This window comes from Micromonospora sp. NPDC049204 (genome assembly GCF_040647935.1).
Taxonomy (GTDB): domain Bacteria; phylum Actinomycetota; class Actinomycetes; order Mycobacteriales; family Micromonosporaceae; genus Micromonospora.
On sequence record NZ_JBEZDC010000006.1, the window covers coordinates 310,894 to 326,692 of the forward strand.

General features: G+C 70.1%; 20 protein-coding genes. 11 read left to right on the top strand and 9 right to left on the bottom strand.

Translation table 11 applies throughout. The features are described 5' to 3' along the window. The first annotated feature begins 56 nt into the window (after positions 1-56). From AB0A90_RS14805 to AB0A90_RS14820, 4 genes are all read left to right on the top strand, one after another. A complete protein-coding gene (locus AB0A90_RS14805; protein WP_357247184.1) occupies positions 57-1,439 on the top strand; it encodes a metallopeptidase TldD-related protein in 1,383 nt (460 codons plus the stop codon). 241 nt (positions 1,440-1,680) lie between these two features. Continuing rightward, a complete protein-coding gene (locus tag AB0A90_RS14810) occupies positions 1,681-2,487 on the top strand; it encodes a hypothetical protein (RefSeq protein ID WP_357246887.1) in 807 nt (268 codons plus the stop codon). A 12-nt stretch (positions 2,488-2,499) separates the two neighbouring features. Beyond that, positions 2,500-4,428, top strand: coding sequence for a fumarate reductase/succinate dehydrogenase flavoprotein subunit (locus tag AB0A90_RS14815; protein ID WP_357246889.1), 1,929 nt, complete (start codon positions 2,500-2,502; stop codon positions 4,426-4,428). Then, positions 4,425-5,489 carry a succinate dehydrogenase/fumarate reductase iron-sulfur subunit gene (locus AB0A90_RS14820; RefSeq protein ID WP_357246892.1) on the top strand — a complete coding sequence of 355 codons (1,065 nt, stop codon included), beginning with the start codon at positions 4,425-4,427 and terminating at the stop codon, positions 5,487-5,489. The genes AB0A90_RS14815 and AB0A90_RS14820 overlap by 4 nt, the downstream gene beginning before the upstream one ends. Before the next feature lie 216 nt (positions 5,490-5,705). Here AB0A90_RS14820 and AB0A90_RS14825 read toward each other — a convergent pair whose 3' ends face one another. After that, positions 5,706-6,146 carry a (deoxy)nucleoside triphosphate pyrophosphohydrolase gene (locus AB0A90_RS14825; RefSeq protein ID WP_357246894.1) on the bottom strand — a complete coding sequence of 147 codons (441 nt, stop codon included), beginning with the start codon at positions 6,144-6,146 and terminating at the stop codon, positions 5,706-5,708. Positions 6,147-6,329: 183 nt separating this feature from the next. Here AB0A90_RS14825 and AB0A90_RS14830 point away from each other — a divergent pair, with 183 nt between their 5' ends. After that, on the top strand, positions 6,330-6,638 hold the full coding sequence (locus AB0A90_RS14830) for a 4a-hydroxytetrahydrobiopterin dehydratase (protein ID WP_357246897.1): 309 nt from the start codon (positions 6,330-6,332) through the stop codon (positions 6,636-6,638). Here the strand turns inward: AB0A90_RS14830 and AB0A90_RS14835 are convergent. Continuing rightward, a complete protein-coding gene (locus tag AB0A90_RS14835) occupies positions 6,625-7,038 on the bottom strand; it encodes a VOC family protein (protein ID WP_357246900.1) in 414 nt (137 codons plus the stop codon). The two genes, AB0A90_RS14830 and AB0A90_RS14835, sit on opposite strands and share 14 nt — an antisense overlap. A 5-nt stretch (positions 7,039-7,043) precedes the next feature. Further along, positions 7,044-7,397 carry a DUF1801 domain-containing protein gene (locus tag AB0A90_RS14840; RefSeq protein WP_357246903.1) on the bottom strand — a complete coding sequence of 118 codons (354 nt, stop codon included), beginning with the start codon at positions 7,395-7,397 and terminating at the stop codon, positions 7,044-7,046. 114 nt (positions 7,398-7,511) lie between these two features. Between AB0A90_RS14840 and AB0A90_RS14845 the strand changes: the two genes are divergently transcribed. The 3 genes from AB0A90_RS14845 to AB0A90_RS14855 all read left to right on the top strand — a co-directional run bounded on the left by AB0A90_RS14845 (position 7,512) and on the right by AB0A90_RS14855 (position 9,826). Then, positions 7,512-8,396, top strand: a complete 885-nt coding sequence (locus AB0A90_RS14845) for a LysR family transcriptional regulator (protein WP_357246906.1) — start codon at positions 7,512-7,514, stop codon at positions 8,394-8,396. A 101-nt stretch (positions 8,397-8,497) separates the two neighbouring features. Beyond that, positions 8,498-8,860, top strand: a complete 363-nt coding sequence (locus AB0A90_RS14850) for a PH domain-containing protein (RefSeq protein ID WP_110563545.1) — start codon at positions 8,498-8,500, stop codon at positions 8,858-8,860. A gap of 234 nt (positions 8,861-9,094) precedes the next feature. Beyond that, a complete protein-coding gene (locus tag AB0A90_RS14855; protein WP_357246909.1) occupies positions 9,095-9,826 on the top strand; it encodes a class I SAM-dependent methyltransferase in 732 nt (243 codons plus the stop codon). A gap of 113 nt (positions 9,827-9,939) precedes the next feature. On the opposite strand, the gene AB0A90_RS14860 is transcribed toward AB0A90_RS14855, so the two are convergent. Beyond that, a complete protein-coding gene (locus AB0A90_RS14860; protein WP_357246912.1) occupies positions 9,940-10,251 on the bottom strand; it encodes a hypothetical protein in 312 nt (103 codons plus the stop codon). Between the two features lie 273 nt (positions 10,252-10,524). Between AB0A90_RS14860 and AB0A90_RS14865 the strand changes: the two genes are divergently transcribed. Beyond that, the gene (locus AB0A90_RS14865; RefSeq protein ID WP_357246915.1) at positions 10,525-11,859 is read left to right on the top strand and encodes an MFS transporter; all 1,335 of its coding nucleotides are present in this window, start codon (positions 10,525-10,527) and stop codon (positions 11,857-11,859) included. Here AB0A90_RS14865 and AB0A90_RS14870 read toward each other — a convergent pair. The 3 genes from AB0A90_RS14870 to AB0A90_RS14880 are packed head-to-tail and all read right to left on the bottom strand — an operon-like array spanning position 11,789 to position 13,040. Next, positions 11,789-12,232: an SRPBCC domain-containing protein gene (locus AB0A90_RS14870; RefSeq protein ID WP_357246917.1), complete on the bottom strand. Its 444-nt coding sequence runs from the start codon at positions 12,230-12,232 to the stop codon at positions 11,789-11,791. The two genes, AB0A90_RS14865 and AB0A90_RS14870, sit on opposite strands and share 71 nt — an antisense overlap. A gap of 2 nt (positions 12,233-12,234) precedes the next feature. After that, on the bottom strand, positions 12,235-12,585 hold the full coding sequence (locus tag AB0A90_RS14875; protein WP_357246920.1) for a metalloregulator ArsR/SmtB family transcription factor: 351 nt from the start codon (positions 12,583-12,585) through the stop codon (positions 12,235-12,237). Beyond that, complete coding sequence (locus AB0A90_RS14880) at positions 12,582-13,040, bottom strand: SRPBCC domain-containing protein (RefSeq protein ID WP_357246923.1); 459 nt, start codon at positions 13,038-13,040, stop codon at positions 12,582-12,584. Before AB0A90_RS14880 ends, AB0A90_RS14875 begins: the two co-directional genes overlap by 4 nt. Before the next feature lie 116 nt (positions 13,041-13,156). Here AB0A90_RS14880 and AB0A90_RS14885 point away from each other — a divergent pair, with 116 nt between their 5' ends. Both AB0A90_RS14885 and AB0A90_RS14890 read left to right on the top strand, forming a co-directional pair. Beyond that, the gene (locus AB0A90_RS14885; protein ID WP_357246926.1) at positions 13,157-13,528 is read left to right on the top strand and encodes a VOC family protein; all 372 of its coding nucleotides are present in this window, start codon (positions 13,157-13,159) and stop codon (positions 13,526-13,528) included. A 223-nt stretch (positions 13,529-13,751) separates the two neighbouring features. Next, on the top strand, positions 13,752-14,558 hold the full coding sequence (locus AB0A90_RS14890) for a nucleotidyltransferase domain-containing protein (RefSeq protein WP_357246929.1): 807 nt from the start codon (positions 13,752-13,754) through the stop codon (positions 14,556-14,558). 14 nt (positions 14,559-14,572) lie between these two features. Here the strand turns inward: AB0A90_RS14890 and AB0A90_RS14895 are convergent, their stop codons facing one another. Then, positions 14,573-14,920 carry a hypothetical protein gene (locus AB0A90_RS14895; RefSeq protein WP_357246932.1) on the bottom strand — a complete coding sequence of 116 codons (348 nt, stop codon included), beginning with the start codon at positions 14,918-14,920 and terminating at the stop codon, positions 14,573-14,575. A 36-nt stretch (positions 14,921-14,956) separates the two neighbouring features. Next, a complete protein-coding gene (locus tag AB0A90_RS14900) occupies positions 14,957-15,727 on the bottom strand; it encodes a class I SAM-dependent methyltransferase (RefSeq protein WP_357246935.1) in 771 nt (256 codons plus the stop codon). Between the last annotated feature and the right edge of the window lie 72 nt (positions 15,728-15,799).

Consider the following 15,799-nt stretch of genomic DNA (forward strand, 5'->3'; position numbering starts at 1 on the left):
GCCCCGCAGTCGCGAACGAAAGGCGGCCCAGCGTGAGCGCGAGGAGTGAGCCGGAGCTGGCCGGTCAGGTCATCGAGCTGGCGCGTCGCCTCGGTGGGCCGGGGGCGCAGGCCGAGGTGGTGGTGACGCGGGCGGATCTGGCGCTGACCCGGTTCGCCAACTCGGCCATCCACCAGAACGTCGCCGAGTCGACGGTCGGAGTCCGGCTGCGGGTGCACGTCGACGGTCGGACCGCCGCCGGCAGCGGCAGCGTGATCACCGCCGAGGGGCTGAGCGCGCTGGTCGAGCGCACCCTGGCGGCGGCGCGGCTCTGCCCGCCCGACCCGGGCTGGCCGGGGCTGGCCCCGCCCACGCCCTCGCCGGAGGCGCCGGCGGTCGACGAGGCCACCGCGCACGCCGAGCCGGATCAGCGGGCCGATCGGGTGGGCGCTTTCGTGGCCGCCGCCGGGGGCCTCAGCACGGCCGGTTACTGCCGTACCGCGCATCGCTCGTCGGCGTTCGCCAACTCGGCCGGGCACATGGCGTACGGCCGTTCGGCGGAGGCGGCGATGGATGGCATCGCCCGCAGCGATGGCGCGGACGGGGTGGCCCGGCGCAGCGCCGACCGGCTCTCCGACCTCGACGGCGCCGAGCTGGGCGCGCGGGCGGCGGCGAAGGCCCGGGCGGCGGCCGACCCGGTCGAGCTGCCACCGGGGCGCTACGAGGTGGTGTTCGAGCCGGCCGCCGTGGCGGACCTGTTGCAGAACCTCTCCTGGTACGGCTTCAACGGCAAGCGGTACGCCGAGCGGCAGTCGTTCGCCGAGCCGGGTACGGCCCAGTTCGACCGGGCGGTGACCCTGGTGGACGACCCGCTGGGCGCGTCGGGGCTGACATTCGATGCGGAGGGCACCGGTCGTCGGGCGCTGACCCTGGTCGAGGCGGGCACCACCCGGGCGGTGGCGCACGACCGGCGGACGGCCGACGCGGCGGGTGTGCCGTCCACCGGGCACGCGGTCGCGGGTGGAGCCACCTGGGGGCCGATGGCCCGTAACCTGCGGCTGTCCGGCGCGGCGGCCGGCCCGGTCAGCGCGACGGGCCGGAGCACCACCGGCGGGGCGGCCGGCGCGGTGGTCGACGCGGACACCGCGGCGCTTGTCGCCGGTGTACGCCGGGGGTTGCTGGTCAGCGACCTCTGGTACACGAGGGTGCTCGACCCGAAGAGCCTCGTCGTCACCGGGCTGACCCGTAACGGCGTCTGGCTCATCGAGGACGGCACGGTGGTGCGGGCGGTCCGTGATCTGCGGTTCACCGAGTCGTACCCGCGCGCGCTCGGACCCGGGGCGGTGCTCGGGGTGGGCGGGCGGGTGGTGCGGCAACCGGATCGGGTGGACGGTGCCTGGTGGACGGCTCCCTCGCTGCGACTGGCGTCCTGGCACTTCAGCGGAGGCGCCTCGGGATGACCGCGGCGGACCGCCGCGGACCGACGTACCGCGGCTTTTCCGCAGGCCAGACACACGGGACACTCCCTTGCGCGGACGGCTCGCAGAGATCGGCGTAACGTGTGTCACTTAGCTGCGTCGGTCGATCCGGCGTGGTCGTTGGTGTGCGCAGGACGTGGCAGCGGGTGCGGGTTCGCCGGTCCGCGTGCCGACCGGAGAAAGATCAGCCCGCCCGTACGGGCCCGTCGAGGAGACGACTCGAATGACTTCAACGGCAACGAAGCCGCGGGGAGCGCGGGCGCGCGCCGCGATCGCGGCGAAGACGTTGCGTACCGACCGCTGGTGGTTCGCTCCGCTGATCACCGTGATCGGGCTCAGCGCCTGGGTCGCGTACGCGACGGTCCGGGTCTTCCAGCATGACAACTACTGGGTCGACGCGTACCACTACCTGACCCCGTTCTACTCCCCGTGCGTGACGGACCGGTGTGTCGAGGCGGCCTCGCACTTCGGGCGGTTCCTGCCCGGCTGGTGGGTCATCCCGGATGCCGCGCTGACCCTGCCGTTCCTGCTGCTGTTCCGGCTCACCTGCTACTACTACCGCAAGGCGTACTACCGGTCGTTCTGGCTGTCGCCGCCGGCCTGCGCCGTCCCGGACGGCCACAAGGAGTACGCCGGGGAGACCCGCTTCCCGCTGCTCGGTCAGAACCTGCACCGCTACTTCTTCTACGCCGCCGCGGTCATCTCGCTGATCAACACCTGGGACGCGATCCTCGCCTTCCACTCGCCCAAGGGCTTCGGCTTCGGGCTCGGCAACATCATCCTGGTGCTCAACGTGGTGATGCTCTGGGCGTACACGATCTCCTGCCACTCCTGCCGGCACATCATCGGCGGCCGGCTCAAGCACTTCTCCAAGCACCCGGTGCGGTACAAGGCCTGGACTGTCGTCTCGGCGTTGAACGTCCGGCACATGCAGCTCGCCTGGATCACCCTCGGCACCCTGGCGCTGGCCGACTTCTACATCATGGCGCTCGCGGCCGGCTGGTTCTCCGACCTGCGGTTCATCAACTAAAGGGCCCCTGACATGACCACTACCACTCGCATCGAACGACACCACTACGACGTCGTCGTCATCGGGGCCGGCGGCGCCGGTCTGCGCGCGGCGATCGAGGCCCGGCTCGCCGGCAAGAAGACCGCGATCATCTCCAAGTCGCTCTTCGGCAAGGCGCACACGGTGATGGCCGAGGGCGGCGCGGCAGCCGCCATGGGCAACGTGAACAGCCGGGACAACTGGCAGGTGCACTTCCGCGACACCATGCGTGGCGGCAAGTTCCTCAACAACTTCCGGATGGCCGAGTTGCACGCGAAGGAGTCGCCGCAGCGGATCTGGGAGCTGGAGACGTACGGGGCGCTCTTCGACCGCACCAAGGACGGCAAGATCTCGCAGCGCAACTTCGGTGGCCACGAGTACCCGCGCCTGGCACACGTCGGCGACCGGACCGGCCTGGAGCTGATCCGCACCCTCCAGCAGAAGATCGTCTCGCTTCAGCAGGAGGACCAGCGGGAGTTCGGCTCGTACGACGCCCGGATCAAGGTGTTCTCCGAGACCACGATCACCGAGCTGCTGCTCGACGGTGACCGGGTGGCCGGCGCGTTCGGGTACTACCGCGAGTCCGGTGAGTTCATCCTCTTCGAGGCGCCGGCCGTCGTGCTCGCCACCGGTGGCGTCGGACGCTCCTACAAGGTCACCTCGAACTCCTGGGAGTACACCGGGGACGGGCACGCGTTGGCGCTACGCGCCGGGGCGACGCTGATCAACATGGAGTTCCTCCAGTTCCACCCGACCGGCATGGTCTGGCCGCCCTCGGTGAAGGGCATCCTGGTCACCGAGTCGGTGCGTGGTGACGGTGGCGTCCTGAAGAACTCCGAGGGCAAGCGGTTCATGTTCGACTACGTCCCCGACGTCTTCCGCAAGCAGTACGCGGAGACCGAGGAGGAGGCGGACCGCTGGTACACCGACCCGGACAACAACAGGCGTCCACCGGAGCTGCTGCCCCGGGACGAGGTGGCCCGCGCGATCAACAGCGAGGTCAAGGCCGGTCGGGGCTCCCCCGCCGGTGGCGTCTTCCTGGACATCGCGAGCCGGCGTTCGGCCGACGAGATCCGCCGGCGGCTGCCGTCGATGTACCACCAGTTCAAGGAGCTGGCCGACGTCGACATCACCGCCGAGCCGATGGAGGTCGGGCCGACCTGTCACTACGTGATGGGCGGCGTCGAGGTCGACCCGGACTCGGGTGCCGCCTTCGGCCACGTACGCGGACTGTTCGCCGCCGGTGAGGTCTCCGGCGGTATGCACGGCTCCAACCGGCTGGGCGGCAACTCCCTGTCCGACCTGCTGGTCTTCGGCAAGCGGGCGGGCGGGCACGCGGCCAGCTACGCCGACGGGCTCGCCGCCCGGCCGAAGGTGGCCGTGGACGCGGTCGAGGCCGCCGTGGAGACCGCCCTCGCCCCGCTGCAACGGGACACCGGCGAGAGCCCGTACACCCTCCAGCAGGACCTCCAGGCGGTCATGGGGGACCTGGTGGGCATCATCCGCCGGGAGGGTGAGCTGGCCGACGCGCTGGTGCGGCTGGCCGAGCTGCGCGAGCGGGTCGCCAAGGTCAGCGCGTTCGGCGGCCGGCGCTACAACCCGGGCTGGCACCTCGCCCTGGACCTGCGCAACATGCTCGTGGTCTCGGAGTGCACCGCGAAGGCGGCGTTGGAGCGGCAGGAGTCGCGCGGCGGGCACACCCGGGAGGACTATCCGGCGATGGAGCCGAAGTGGCGACAGGTCAACCTGGTCTGCTCGCTGGACGGCGACAGCGTACGGCTCACCCGTAAGCCGCTGCCGAAGATGCGGCCGGAGCTGATCGGCCTCTTCGACCGTGCGGAGCTTTCCAAGTACCTCACCGACGAGGAGCTGGCCGACTTCGACGCCCTCGTCGCCGACGCTGGAGAGGCGGACAACCGATGAGCGCGAAGCGTCAGTTCCGAATCTGGCGGGGTGACGAGACCGGCGGGGACCTGCAGGACTACATGGTCGAGGTGAACGAGGGCGAGGTCGTCCTCGACGTCATCCACCGCCTCCAGGCCACCGACGCGCCGGATTTGGCCTGCCGGTGGAACTGCAAGGCCGGCAAGTGCGGCTCCTGCTCCATGGAGATCAACGGCAAGCCGCGGTTGGGCTGCATGACGCGGATGTCGACCTTCGGCGACGAGGAGACCGTCACGGTCACCCCGCTGCGGACCTTCCCGGTCATCCGGGACCTGGTCACCGACGTGTCGTACAACTACCAGAAGGCCCGCGAGACCCCGGCGTTCGCCCCACCGGCGGACGTGGCCCCGGGTGACTACCGGATGCAGCAGGTCGACGTCGAGCGCTCGCAGGAGTTCCGCAAGTGCATCGAGTGCTTCCTGTGCCAGACGGTCTGCCACGTGATCCGTGATCACGACGAGAACAAGCAGGCGTTCTCCGGCCCTCGATACTTCATTCGGGCGGCCGAGCTGGACATGCACCCGCTGGACAGCCGGACGGACCGCAAGGAGTACGCACAGGCCGAACAGGGCCTCGGTTTCTGCAACATCACCAAGTGCTGCACCGAGGTCTGCCCCGAGCACATCAAGATCACTGATAACGGGATCATCCCCATGAAGGAACGGGTCGTCGACCGCAGGTACGATCCCCTTGTGTGGCTTGGTAGCAAGATCTTCCGTCGGGGCGAGACTCCCCAGACCAGCGTGACCACCGCCCGCCAGGGCTCGACGACGTCGGGCTCGGCCAGGGGCGGGGTGCACTCGCACGCGGGTGGTTCCCACGACCCGCGCGCCGAGGCGCAGGCGCAGAGTGGCGTGAACTGGGACCGGGAGGTGCCCCACCCGACCGCTCCGGCGGTGGACGACCGGGGCAAGCTGCCGCTGACCGAGCTCACGTTCGACCGGGCCGCCGCGCCGTCGCCGTTCGGTGACGACGTCACCTTCCCGCTGCCTCCGGAGCACCTCAACTTCGCGCACCCCGACCAGGACAAGCAGCACTAGAACCCGAACCAAAGACGGGGGCCGTGGCTATCGCCACGGCCCCCGTCCCCGCTTCCAGCCCACCCGCCTGCTCTGCCGCCTGGTCACCTGCCTGCTCCGCCGCCTGCTCCGGTGATCAAGAGGTTTGCGTCACGACACGCCGCGCCGCATGACGCAAACCTCTTGATCACCGGAGGCTGGGCGGGGCGGGAGAGGGCGGGAGGGGCGGGGCGGGGGTTAGGGGGTTTTGAGGAGAGGGCGGAGGGCGGCCACGATGGGGGCGTCGGCGGGGAGCCAGGTGACCGAGTCCAGCTCGTTGGCCGAGAGCCACCGCAGCGCCTCGTGTTCCAGCGCCTGGGGCTCGTCGCCGTGGAGCAGGCGGGCGGCGTACACCTTGAGCACCGAACGGCCGTGCGCCATTCGTACGTTGCGGCCGACCCGATCGTGGACCTCGACGCGTACGGCCAACTCCTCGGCGCACTCCCGGACCAGCGCGTCGGTCTCGGTCTCCCCCGGCTCGACCTTCCCGCCGGGAAACTCCCACATTCCGGCCACCTCGGGCGGGGCGGCACGCGCACAGGCGAGCACCCGCCCGTCCCGGATGATCGCCGCACCGACGATCACCTTCAGGTCCCGTCGTTCGGTCTGCCCGCCGCCATTCGCCCGTTCGGTCCGCACGGGCGTCCAGGGTGCCAGATCAATCGGCGGTTTGGGTACCGTAGCCGTCCGCTAGGCCAACAGAACACGGAAGTGTGGGCGTGGACACCCCTTCCGAGCAACGACAAACTAGAGGACACCGACAAGACACGGGATGGCGACGATTTGGCCACGAGCCGACAACGGCGCTTGGGGGGTGCGGTGATGCGCGTGCTGTTCAACAGCAGGGCCAAGCAGGACTACCTCTCCGACGCGTTGACCCTGCTAGCTGGTTGGACACGCGAAGGCGAGCAGATCCGACGGACGCTCGCGATCGACGATACCCAACACGCCGCCCTAACTGAACGGGTCAAGGTCGTCGCTGACGCGCTGCACCTGCGCCCCGAGATCAGCCGCCTGCCCGACCGCACCCAGATCCGGGTCGGGCACGGCAACGGCGAGCCGTTGACCGAGGGTGAGGTCCTGTTGGCCGCCCGCATCGAGGACGCGTACCGGGCGGTCACCGAGTCCTGACGACCGTCTCCGGCTCCGACCCGGCGTCCTGCGGGTAGTAGCGCAACTCCACCGAGTTGCCGTCCGGGTCCCGCACGTAGATCGAGGTCGCCGAACCGCGGGCGCCGAACCGGCTGACCGGCCCGGTCAGCACGGTGAAGACCCCCGACTCGATCACCTGCGCCCAGTCCAGTGGTGCCACCACCAGGCAGAAGTGGTCCACGTTCGCGCCCAGCGGCGCACCTCGGACGAGGTCGATGATGCTGTCGGGGCTGATCCGCACCGACGGGAACGGGACGGTGCCGGCGCGCCACTCGTCGACCCGTACCGGTGCCAGCCCGAGCCGGCCGCAGTAGAAGTCCAAGGACCGTTCCACGTCGGCGACGGTCAGTACCAGGTGGTCGAAACCGGTTACCCGCACCCCGCTCACGCCTCCTCCAGGTGTGCCGCCGCGCGCAGCCAGCCGCTGAACAGGGCTGGATCGATGTCGGCGACCTCCCGCAACTTCACCGCCGCCATCGCCCGCGCACCGGGCATCAGCCGCCCCGACGGGTCGGTGATCTCCTGCCCCCGCCACAGCCCGAAGGTGACGTACGACCCGTACGCCTTGACCAGGCAGACCGGACGCTGGCCGGGCCGGTCGCCCAGGCCCCAGACCGGGTGCCCGTGCCACATCGCCCCGGTCGCTCCGGGCAGCGCCGCCGCGATGATCGGCGTCAGCTTCTCGCCGATCTCGCGCAGTGGGCCGGCCAGGCCGGCCAGGTAGTCGTCAATGCTCACGTCCAGCGCCTTTCGCTCGGTGTTCCGTGCCGTTCACGATGCCCGGACGAGGGACGCCGACCAAGATCTGATGCCGCTACGATCGTTGCCCACAGGTCAACGATCGGAACCGGTGTGCTGGAGCGGTACGAGGTGGAGACGTTCCTGACGCTCGCGGAGGAGCTGCACTTCGGCCGGACCGCCGAGCGGTTGACAGTCAGCACCGGCCGGGTCAGCCACATCGTGAAGAAGCTGGAACGCCGGATCGGCGCACCGCTGTTCGCCCGCACCAGCCGGGTCGTCCGGCTCACTCCGATCGGCCGGCAGCTCGCCGACGAGCTGGCTCCGCTGGTCGCCGAGATGGACGAGGCCGTTCGCCGCGCGACCGACGCCGCCCGGGGCGTGACCGGGACGCTGCGGGTGGCGTTCCTCGGCGAATGGACCGCACCGGTGCTGCTGCGGGCGGTGGCCCTGTTCGCTGAACGGCACCCGGACTGCCGGGTGGAGGTGCACGAGGCGCAGTTGTCCACCACCCGATCGGGGCTGCTCGACGGCTCGACGGACGTTCTGATCGCCTCGTACCCGTTCGACGGGATGGCCACCGGTCCGGCGCTGCTCGCCGAGGATCGGGTACTGGCGGTGGCGGCGGGTCACCCCCTCACCCGGGAGCGGTCGGTGTCGTTGGAGGTGCTCGCCGACCATCCGGTGGTGCAGTACCCGGCCGTGACCTCGACGGAGTTCAAGCGGGACCGCACCCCGGAGCGCACCCCGTCCGGCCGGCCGGTGCCGAAGGGACCTGCCGGGAACACCTTCTCCGAGATGCTGTCCCTGGTCGCGCTGGGCCGGGGTGTCCTGCCGGTGGGCGAGCACACGCGGCGCTACTACCCGCGCCCCGACGTGGCGTACGTGCCCATCCACGACGCCCCACCGATCGAACGCGGGCCGGTCTGGCTGCCCAGCAACACCACCACCCGGGTCCGTGAGTTCGTCCGCGCCGCGACCGACGCGAACCCCCGATGAGACACGCCGAGTTCCGCCACCACCGTCTGATCCGGGGTACGACGCGGAGTCGTGGTCCTCGCCCGGGTGGGTCGGTGGCACCGGTTTTTTAACCTGGATCCATGGCGAACATCGCGTACGACCGCAAGGAGCAGGTCCAGCAGATCGAGAGCGGACTCCTCGACGGCGAGCAGATCATCGCCGTCTACGACGCGGTCGGCACCGGCACCGGGTTCATCGGGCTGACGGACCGTCGCGTGATCATCCAGGACCGCTCGTTCATCGGGAAGCGGTTCGCGATCACCAGCATCCCGTACTCGAAGATCACCAGCGTGAGTGTGGTCAGCAACAAGTCCTGGGGTGGCTCGTTCTTCTCCACCGGGGCGATCGCCATCCACGTGGGGACGCACACCTACGAGGTGGAGTTCCGTGGCGCGCAGAAGAGCCACCACGTGCACAACGTGATCCTGCACCACATCTCCTGAGCGCCCGACCACCGTGGCCCGGCCAGGCATATATGCCTTGCCGGGCCGCGGCCGTCTCTGGTCTGCTCGGTCGACAGCCGCGCGAAGGGAGCAGCCACCATGCCCGACACGACGAAGTCCCTCCGACCGAACGTCATCCGACCTGAGGAATCGAGGCTTCGTGAGCAGATCTGCTCCGACTCCCGTGGCGCGGGAGCGCGCCACTGACCCCCTGACCAACCCCGGAGGCCGCTGATGTCGGTCTTCGACGATCCCGGCCTCTTCGGCCGGCTGTGGGCCGCCGGCTACGACAGCCCAGGCAACCCCGACCCGGTGCCAGCGGTGGACTTCCTGGCCGATCTGGCCGACGGTGGGCCGGTTCTCGAGCTGGCGATCGGCACCGGCCGGGTCGCGCTGCCGCTGGCCGAGCGCGGTCTCGACGTGCACGGTGTCGAAGCGTCCGAGGAGATGCTGGCGCAGATGCGGGCCAAGCCCGGCGGCGACCGGATCCCCGTGGTCGTCGCCGACATGGCGGACGTACCGGTGACGGGTGAGTTCCGGCTCGCGTACCTGGTCTTCAACACGCTGTTCAACCTGGTGGACGCCGAGCGGCAGGCGGACTGTTTCCGCAACGTCGCCCGGGTGCTGTCGCCGGGCGGGGCGTTCGTCATCGAGACGTTCGTGCCGGACCCGCGCGACTTCGACCGCCACGAGCAGGTGCAGGTCTGGGGCGTCACCGAGGACTCCGCGACGATAAGACTGCATCGGTACGACCGACCGGCGCAGTCCTTCATCCGGCAGACCATCACCTTCGACGCCGACGGTGTGCACCTGAAGCCGTTCGCCATGCGCTACGCCTGGCCACACCAGATCGACGAGATGGCGCAGCAGGCGGGGCTCCGGCTCACCGAGCGGTACGCGGACTGGCACCGACAGCCGTTCACCGCTGACAGCCCGTCGCACATCTCCGTCTACCGGGCGGAGTAGCAGTTGGTCGACTCCGGTTCCGGGAATCCGGGATGTCGAGGTCTCCTTGACCCCCCGACTTCAAGGAGCCGGAGTCGATCTCGCGATTCGCAGGCCCGACCGGCCAGGCTCTACTACGTGATGAGCTTGTAGTCACTCTGGAACGTGCCGTACTCGGCAGGCGAGACCCAGCAGCTGAAACGAACTCCGACCAGGCGCGGTTCCGCGATGTTCAACTGAATCGCCAACATTTCGGCGTCCGTCCGGTACGTCCGGTCAGCGTTGCCCGCGCGCTGAAATTCGACGATCCCCCCGCGTCTGCCGACGACCACGTACTCCCTTCTCTCACCGCGCGCCTCCGTACCACCGTGCGTGGTGTCGACATGCCGCTCATCGATTGGCTGGCCGCAGAGGCCGCAGAGAGACGCCGGCTCAGAAGCTTCCATGCCGAACAAGGTAGCGGCGTGGGCATCGGGCCGGACGCCAGCTTTCCGATGCTGCCGTGCGGTGCGGCACCGGGGGTACAGACATTGCAGCGGTAGGCCCGACCCGCCGCGAGGGGCTCGGCGACCGACTACGAGCGGTATCCCTCAGCGGCGACACCGCACCGGTCGCCGACGAGCGCCCGGACCCGGTAGGTGACACGTTGCGCGTTCGACTGATTCTGCTGTCGGCAGTCTTCCTTGCTCTGCCGGGCCCGGGCCGGGTGAGCTGGCAGCATGCCAACGGACACCGCCCGGTTCCCCCGCACCTCGCCGTACTGGCCGGTGGTCAGTCATCCGCAGCTCCGGCGCGTCCTGCCCGGGCTCGCCGTGTCGGCGTTGGGCGACGGCATGGCGGTGGTCGCGGTGATCTGGCTCGCCAGCGACCTCGCCCCGCCCGGTCAGCGCGAGACCTGGGCCGCGCTGGCCATGGCCGCGTACACCGTGCCGAGCGCGGTCGGGACTGTCGTCTTCGGCCGGCTGCTACGTGGACGCGGCGGCGCCCAACTCGCCGGGTGGGACGCGATCCTGCGGGCGTGCGCGCTCGCGGCGATCCCGCTCGCCCACCTCGCGGGCGTGCTCACCCTCGGGCTGTACGTGGTCCTGCTGGCCGCGTCGGCCCTGCTGCACTCGTGGGGCTCGGCCGGACGTTTCACCCTGATCGCCGAGCTGCTGCCGCAGCGACACCACCTCCCCGCGAACGCGGTGCTGGGCACCATCGCCGGGTTCGCCACCATCGTCGGCCCACCACTGGCGGGCATCCTGATCGGTTGGGCGGGACCGGTGTGGGTCATCGCGATCGACGCCGCCACCTTCGCCGCGCTGGCCCTCACGTACCGCCTCGCCCTTCCCACCAGCGACGAGGCCCCGCGGGCCGAGCGCGGCGCTTCGCGGACCGCCGGCCTCGCGGTCATCCGCCGCAACCCCGCCCTGCTGGGCCTCCTGGTGTTGAGCCTCGGGTTCTTCCTCCTCTTCGGACCGGTCTACGTGGCCATGCCGTTCCACGTCAAAGACGACCTGCACGCCTCCGCGACGCTGCTCGGCATCTTCTACGCCGCCTTCGGCGTCGGCGGTCTCGTCGGCGGCCTGGTCGCCGGTTACCTCCGCCGCTGGCCGCTGCGGGTCACCACCATCGGCATCGTCGTCGGGTTCGGGATCGCCATGCTGCCTCTCGGCCTGGGTGCGCCGCTCGTCGTGTCGTTGCCGGCCTTCGCCCTGGCGGGACTGATCTGGGCACCGTACATGTCCACGTCGATGGCGCTGTTCCAGCGCAGCACGTCGACCGAGCAACTCCCCGCGGTGCTCGCCGCGAACGGCGCCGTCCTCGTGCTGGCGGTGCCCCTGGGCACCATGCTGGGCGGGCCACTCGTGCGTGCCGTGGGCGCGCGCCCGACGATGCTGCTCTGCGCCGTGGCGATCGTGGCCCTCGGCCTGGTCGCCGGAGGGTTCGCGATCTCCCGGTGGAGCGCGCGACCCCCCGGCGGGCCGACCGGCACCGAGGTCAGTGTCCGTCGCCGATCTGTACGTCGTCCGGTGCCGGCCGGCCGCGCCCGGTCTCCACGAACGCCCTGAGACTCAGCAGGAACGTCGCCCACTTGGTGCTGCACTGATGCATCAGCTCGGTCGGTTCGCGCCAGCCCTCGTGGGTGAACTGGACGATCGTGAACTCGCCGCGTTCGTCGAGACGCCAGCCGATCTTGGTGCCGATCCATTCCGCCGGGCCGTCGGTGACCCGCCACCGCACCCGGCCGGCCGGGTCCAGCTCAAGGATCTCCAGGTCGAACCCGGGGTCGTCGCCGAACCGGACGGCCAACCGGCCGCCGACCTCGCTCTTGCCTGTCGTGTCGACCGACCACCAGCCGGCAACGCCCTCGGGAGATGCCACCGCCTGGTAGACGTCGTCGAGCGGGGCGACGACGCCGACCTGGTGCAGGATGTCGACCATTGTCATTCTCCTTCGTCGTGGTGGCGGTTGCGCTCGATCGCCTCGGCGATCCGCTTGATCCGGCGGAGCCGGGCGTCCCAGGTGGAGCCCACCGCCGACAACTGCGCGACGGCGCGGGCGAGCTGCGCCTCGTCGACCTGGTAGTGACGCTCGCGACCGGCCGACTCGGCGTGGATCAGCCCGACCCGGTCCAGGACGGCCAGGTGCTTCGCGACGGCCTGCCGGGTGACGGGTAGTCGCCGGCTCAGCGACGTCGCGGTGCCCGGCCCGTCGGAGAGCAGAAGATCGATCATCGTACGACGGGTGGGGTCACCGATCGCCGACCACAGCTCGTCGTCGACAGCGGTGCTCACGGCGTGGCGACCAGCCGTGCGACGTACGCGCCCAGCCTGGGCAGGTAGTGGTCCCAACCGTTCTCGTGGTCCTGGTACTGCGCCTCCAGGACGGCGATCTCCCAGCCCATCTCGCGGAACCCGGTCTCGGTCATCCGGATCTGCGTGCCCGTGCCGCTCGGGGTCAGGTCGAAGGTGACGAGCAGTGCCGACCCTCTCCGGTCCGGCTCGGTGAAGCACCACCGGAAGGAGAATCGCTTCGGCGGGTCGACCTCGACGACGGCGAGCGCGACGGTCGTCGTCTCGCCGGTGTCGGCGTTTCGCCAGATCAGTTCGCCGGGCGCGCCCGCGACCGATTCGAACCGCGCGTCGTCGGGCCACCACTCCCGCATGTGCTCGGGCTGACTGACCACCTCGAAGACCACCTCGGGTGACGCGTCGACGTGGATGTCGCGCTCGATGGTTCCCTGTTCCATGCGCCCCAACCTTTCGCAACCTTTGGTTGCACTCAACCTACGACAGCCCTCCGCCCTCGCGCAACCTTTCGTTGCATGTCGCGGTCTGGTCGTACCCGGGGCGCACAATGCCGTGCATGTCTGAGCCATCGCCGCACCGGCACCACGCCATCGACTACGTCGAGTTCACGGTGACCAACCTCGCCGAGGCCAAGCGCTTCTACGCCGACGCGTTCGGCTGGCAGTTCAACGACTACGGTCCCGGGTACGCGGGCATCCGCAGCCCGCACGACTCCGGCCCCGAGGTCGGCGGCCTCCGCCTGGACCAGGCCGTCCAGCAAGGCGGCCCGCTGGTGCTGCTCTACTCAAGCGACCTGGACCGGTCCGTGCAGGCCGTGAAGGAGGCCGGCGGCCAGGTGGTGAAGGGGCCATACGAGTTTCCCGGTGGCCGCCGGTTCCACTTCACCGACCCCAGCGGCAACGAGCTGGGCGCCTGGGCCGAGCGCTGATCGCATGCACACGTTGGTGGTAGCCGTGCATCCCGAGGCCGGGTCCTCACGCACCACACGGCTCGGCAGCTGGCGGCCTCGTTGCGTGCCGGCTCCGTCGAGATCGCCGACCTGATCGTGGACTACTGCGGCAGCCGTCGTGGCGTCACGGCCTTCGTGTACGAGTCCGAGCAGGACGACTCCGCCCGAGCTGACGATCACCTGCTGCGGCAGAGTGACCCCCATGACCGGCAGAGGATTGACCGTCGACGGCTCGATCGCGCGCGAAGGCGAGCTGAGTCGGGTTCCACCGGCATTCGCCGGTGTCGTCGACGCGGCACGCACCCGGATAGTCGAGGGCTTCGGCGGCGGCCGACTGCACAGCGCCTACCTCTACGGCAGCATCCCGCGTGGCACCGCCGTACCTGGAGTCTCTGATCTTGATCTGTTGCTCGCTCTGAACGCCGAGCCGACCGCGGCCGACCGGCGGGATGCCACGCGGATCGAGCAAGCCCTCGACCAGTCCTTCGACGAGATCGACGGCGTGGGCATCCTGCTGTTCAGCGCACGCACCCTGCTCAGCGAGCTGGAACGTCACGATCTCGGCTTCTTCGTCGCCTGCCTGTGCACTCCCCTGCTGGGCGACGACCTCGCCGACAAACTCCCCGGCTACCGGCCCACTCCCCTGCTCGCCCGCGAGACGAACGGCGACCTGGCAATCGCGCTTCCAGACTGGCGTCGGCAAGCGGCCGAAGCGAGCACCGACAACCACCGTAGGAGTCTCTGCCGGCTCGTCGCCCGTCGCATCGTCCGGACGGGATTCACGCTGGTCATGCCTCGCTGGGAAGGCTGGACAAGCGACCTCGTCGAGTCTGCCGAGGCGTTCGGTCTCTACTACCCGCAACGCGCCGAGCAGATGCGCGCCGCTGCGAGGATCGGGCGCGCGCCCTCGGCGGATCCGGCGGTACTACGCCACCTCATCGACGACCTGGGGCCGTGGCTCGCGGTGGAGTACGCGGCCGTCCATGGTGAGAAGGCGGTACGTCCCTGACGTTGCACCATGCCCTAGCGGAGGTCGGCACCGCTCATCACCCGACAGCCGAACATGTCGCCGAGGACAGCGCGCTGATGGTCGGTCAAGGGGTTCACGAAGACCGCGACATCGACCCCACCCTCCCGGCAGGCATCGGCGACCTCGCGGGCTTTGCCAGAGCTGAGCAGAGTGCGCCTCGAGAACGGCGCCGCCATCCTGTCCGCCCCGCCGAAGGAGACGCCCCGCCGCTGAACGTGCCGACTCACCACGTGACCCCCGTGGGTTTCCACCAGGGTGGCCAGCAGATCGAGCTGGTCAGCAAACTCCCTGTCCTTCGCGGAGAACAGGCCCACCAGCGCCACGTCGGCGCCTGCCAGCACAGCGTGCACACTTCCGGCCCGGCCTCGGCTCATCGGTCACCTGCGCAGGACGCGCAGCACGCCGGTCAACATCGGCAGAGTGAACTCGCCCTGCGCGGTCTCGGACCTGGTCGCAAGGAAGGCACGAATTTGGCCGAGCGTGGCGTCCCGCTCCTCCTCCGGCGCGACAAGCATCCCCGCCCGGGTCGCCAGTGTCGCGACGAGGGAGTCGGCGGTCCGGCGCTGCCCGTGCGGAAACTCGACCTGCTCCGATGCGCCGAACCGGGTGCCCAGCCCGGTGCCCGCAACGAGCATGGCCGCCGTCGCCGCGCGCCAACTGCTCAGCGTGTCGCGGGGACCGATGACCGCACTCCCGCTGACCCGTTCGAGTGCGGAAACCCAGTCGATCCGGTCGTCCATGACGTTCCACAGCCCCGCGAGGACGCCGCCGGGCGCGAGGACCCTGGCAATTTCGGCCCCGGCGACGACCGGGTCGAACCAGTGCAGGGCGTTGCCAGCCAGGACGGCGTCGACGGAGGCGTCCGGCAACGGAATCGACTCCGCGCTACCCGGCAGTGCCCGGACGGCCGGCAGCGCGCGGCGCAACTCGGTGAGCATCGCCGGGTCGGGTTCGACCGCGGTGACGTCCGCACCCAGCTCGACCAGCGTGGCGGTCAACTTGCCGGTACCGGCACCGAGGTCGAGCACCCGTGGGCCGGGCGCGGGCTCAAGTGCCCAGCGCACCGCTGCCCGCGCGTAGTCCGGACGATGTTCGGCGTACACGGTCGCTGCCGCGCCGAAGGATGATCGGAGCAGATGGTCGTCCATGCGGTGACTCTATGCGGCTGCGAGCACGCCGATCGTCCTCGGAGGCATCGGGGAGGATGACTGCTTCGGTTA

Coding starts and splice junctions, on each gene's coding strand:
- AB0A90_RS14890 (WP_357246929.1), top strand. CDS start 13,752: ATGACCGGCAGAGGATTGACCGTCGACGGCTCGATCGCGCGCGAAGGC.
- AB0A90_RS14860 (WP_357246912.1), bottom strand. CDS start 10,251: ATGGAAGCTTCTGAGCCGGCGTCTCTCTGCGGCCTCTGCGGCCAGCCA.
- AB0A90_RS14870 (WP_357246917.1), bottom strand. CDS start 12,232: ATGGTCGACATCCTGCACCAGGTCGGCGTCGTCGCCCCGCTCGACGAC.
- AB0A90_RS14900 (WP_357246935.1), bottom strand. CDS start 15,727: ATGGACGACCATCTGCTCCGATCATCCTTCGGCGCGGCAGCGACCGTG.
- AB0A90_RS14865 (WP_357246915.1), top strand. CDS start 10,525: ATGCCAACGGACACCGCCCGGTTCCCCCGCACCTCGCCGTACTGGCCG.
- AB0A90_RS14820 (WP_357246892.1), top strand. CDS start 4,425: ATGAGCGCGAAGCGTCAGTTCCGAATCTGGCGGGGTGACGAGACCGGC.
- AB0A90_RS14885 (WP_357246926.1), top strand. CDS start 13,157: ATGTCTGAGCCATCGCCGCACCGGCACCACGCCATCGACTACGTCGAG.
- AB0A90_RS14850 (WP_110563545.1), top strand. CDS start 8,498: ATGGCGAACATCGCGTACGACCGCAAGGAGCAGGTCCAGCAGATCGAG.
- AB0A90_RS14810 (WP_357246887.1), top strand. CDS start 1,681: ATGACTTCAACGGCAACGAAGCCGCGGGGAGCGCGGGCGCGCGCCGCG.
- AB0A90_RS14830 (WP_357246897.1), top strand. CDS start 6,330: ATGCGCGTGCTGTTCAACAGCAGGGCCAAGCAGGACTACCTCTCCGAC.
- AB0A90_RS14815 (WP_357246889.1), top strand. CDS start 2,500: ATGACCACTACCACTCGCATCGAACGACACCACTACGACGTCGTCGTC.
- AB0A90_RS14880 (WP_357246923.1), bottom strand. CDS start 13,040: ATGGAACAGGGAACCATCGAGCGCGACATCCACGTCGACGCGTCACCC.
- AB0A90_RS14855 (WP_357246909.1), top strand. CDS start 9,095: ATGTCGGTCTTCGACGATCCCGGCCTCTTCGGCCGGCTGTGGGCCGCC.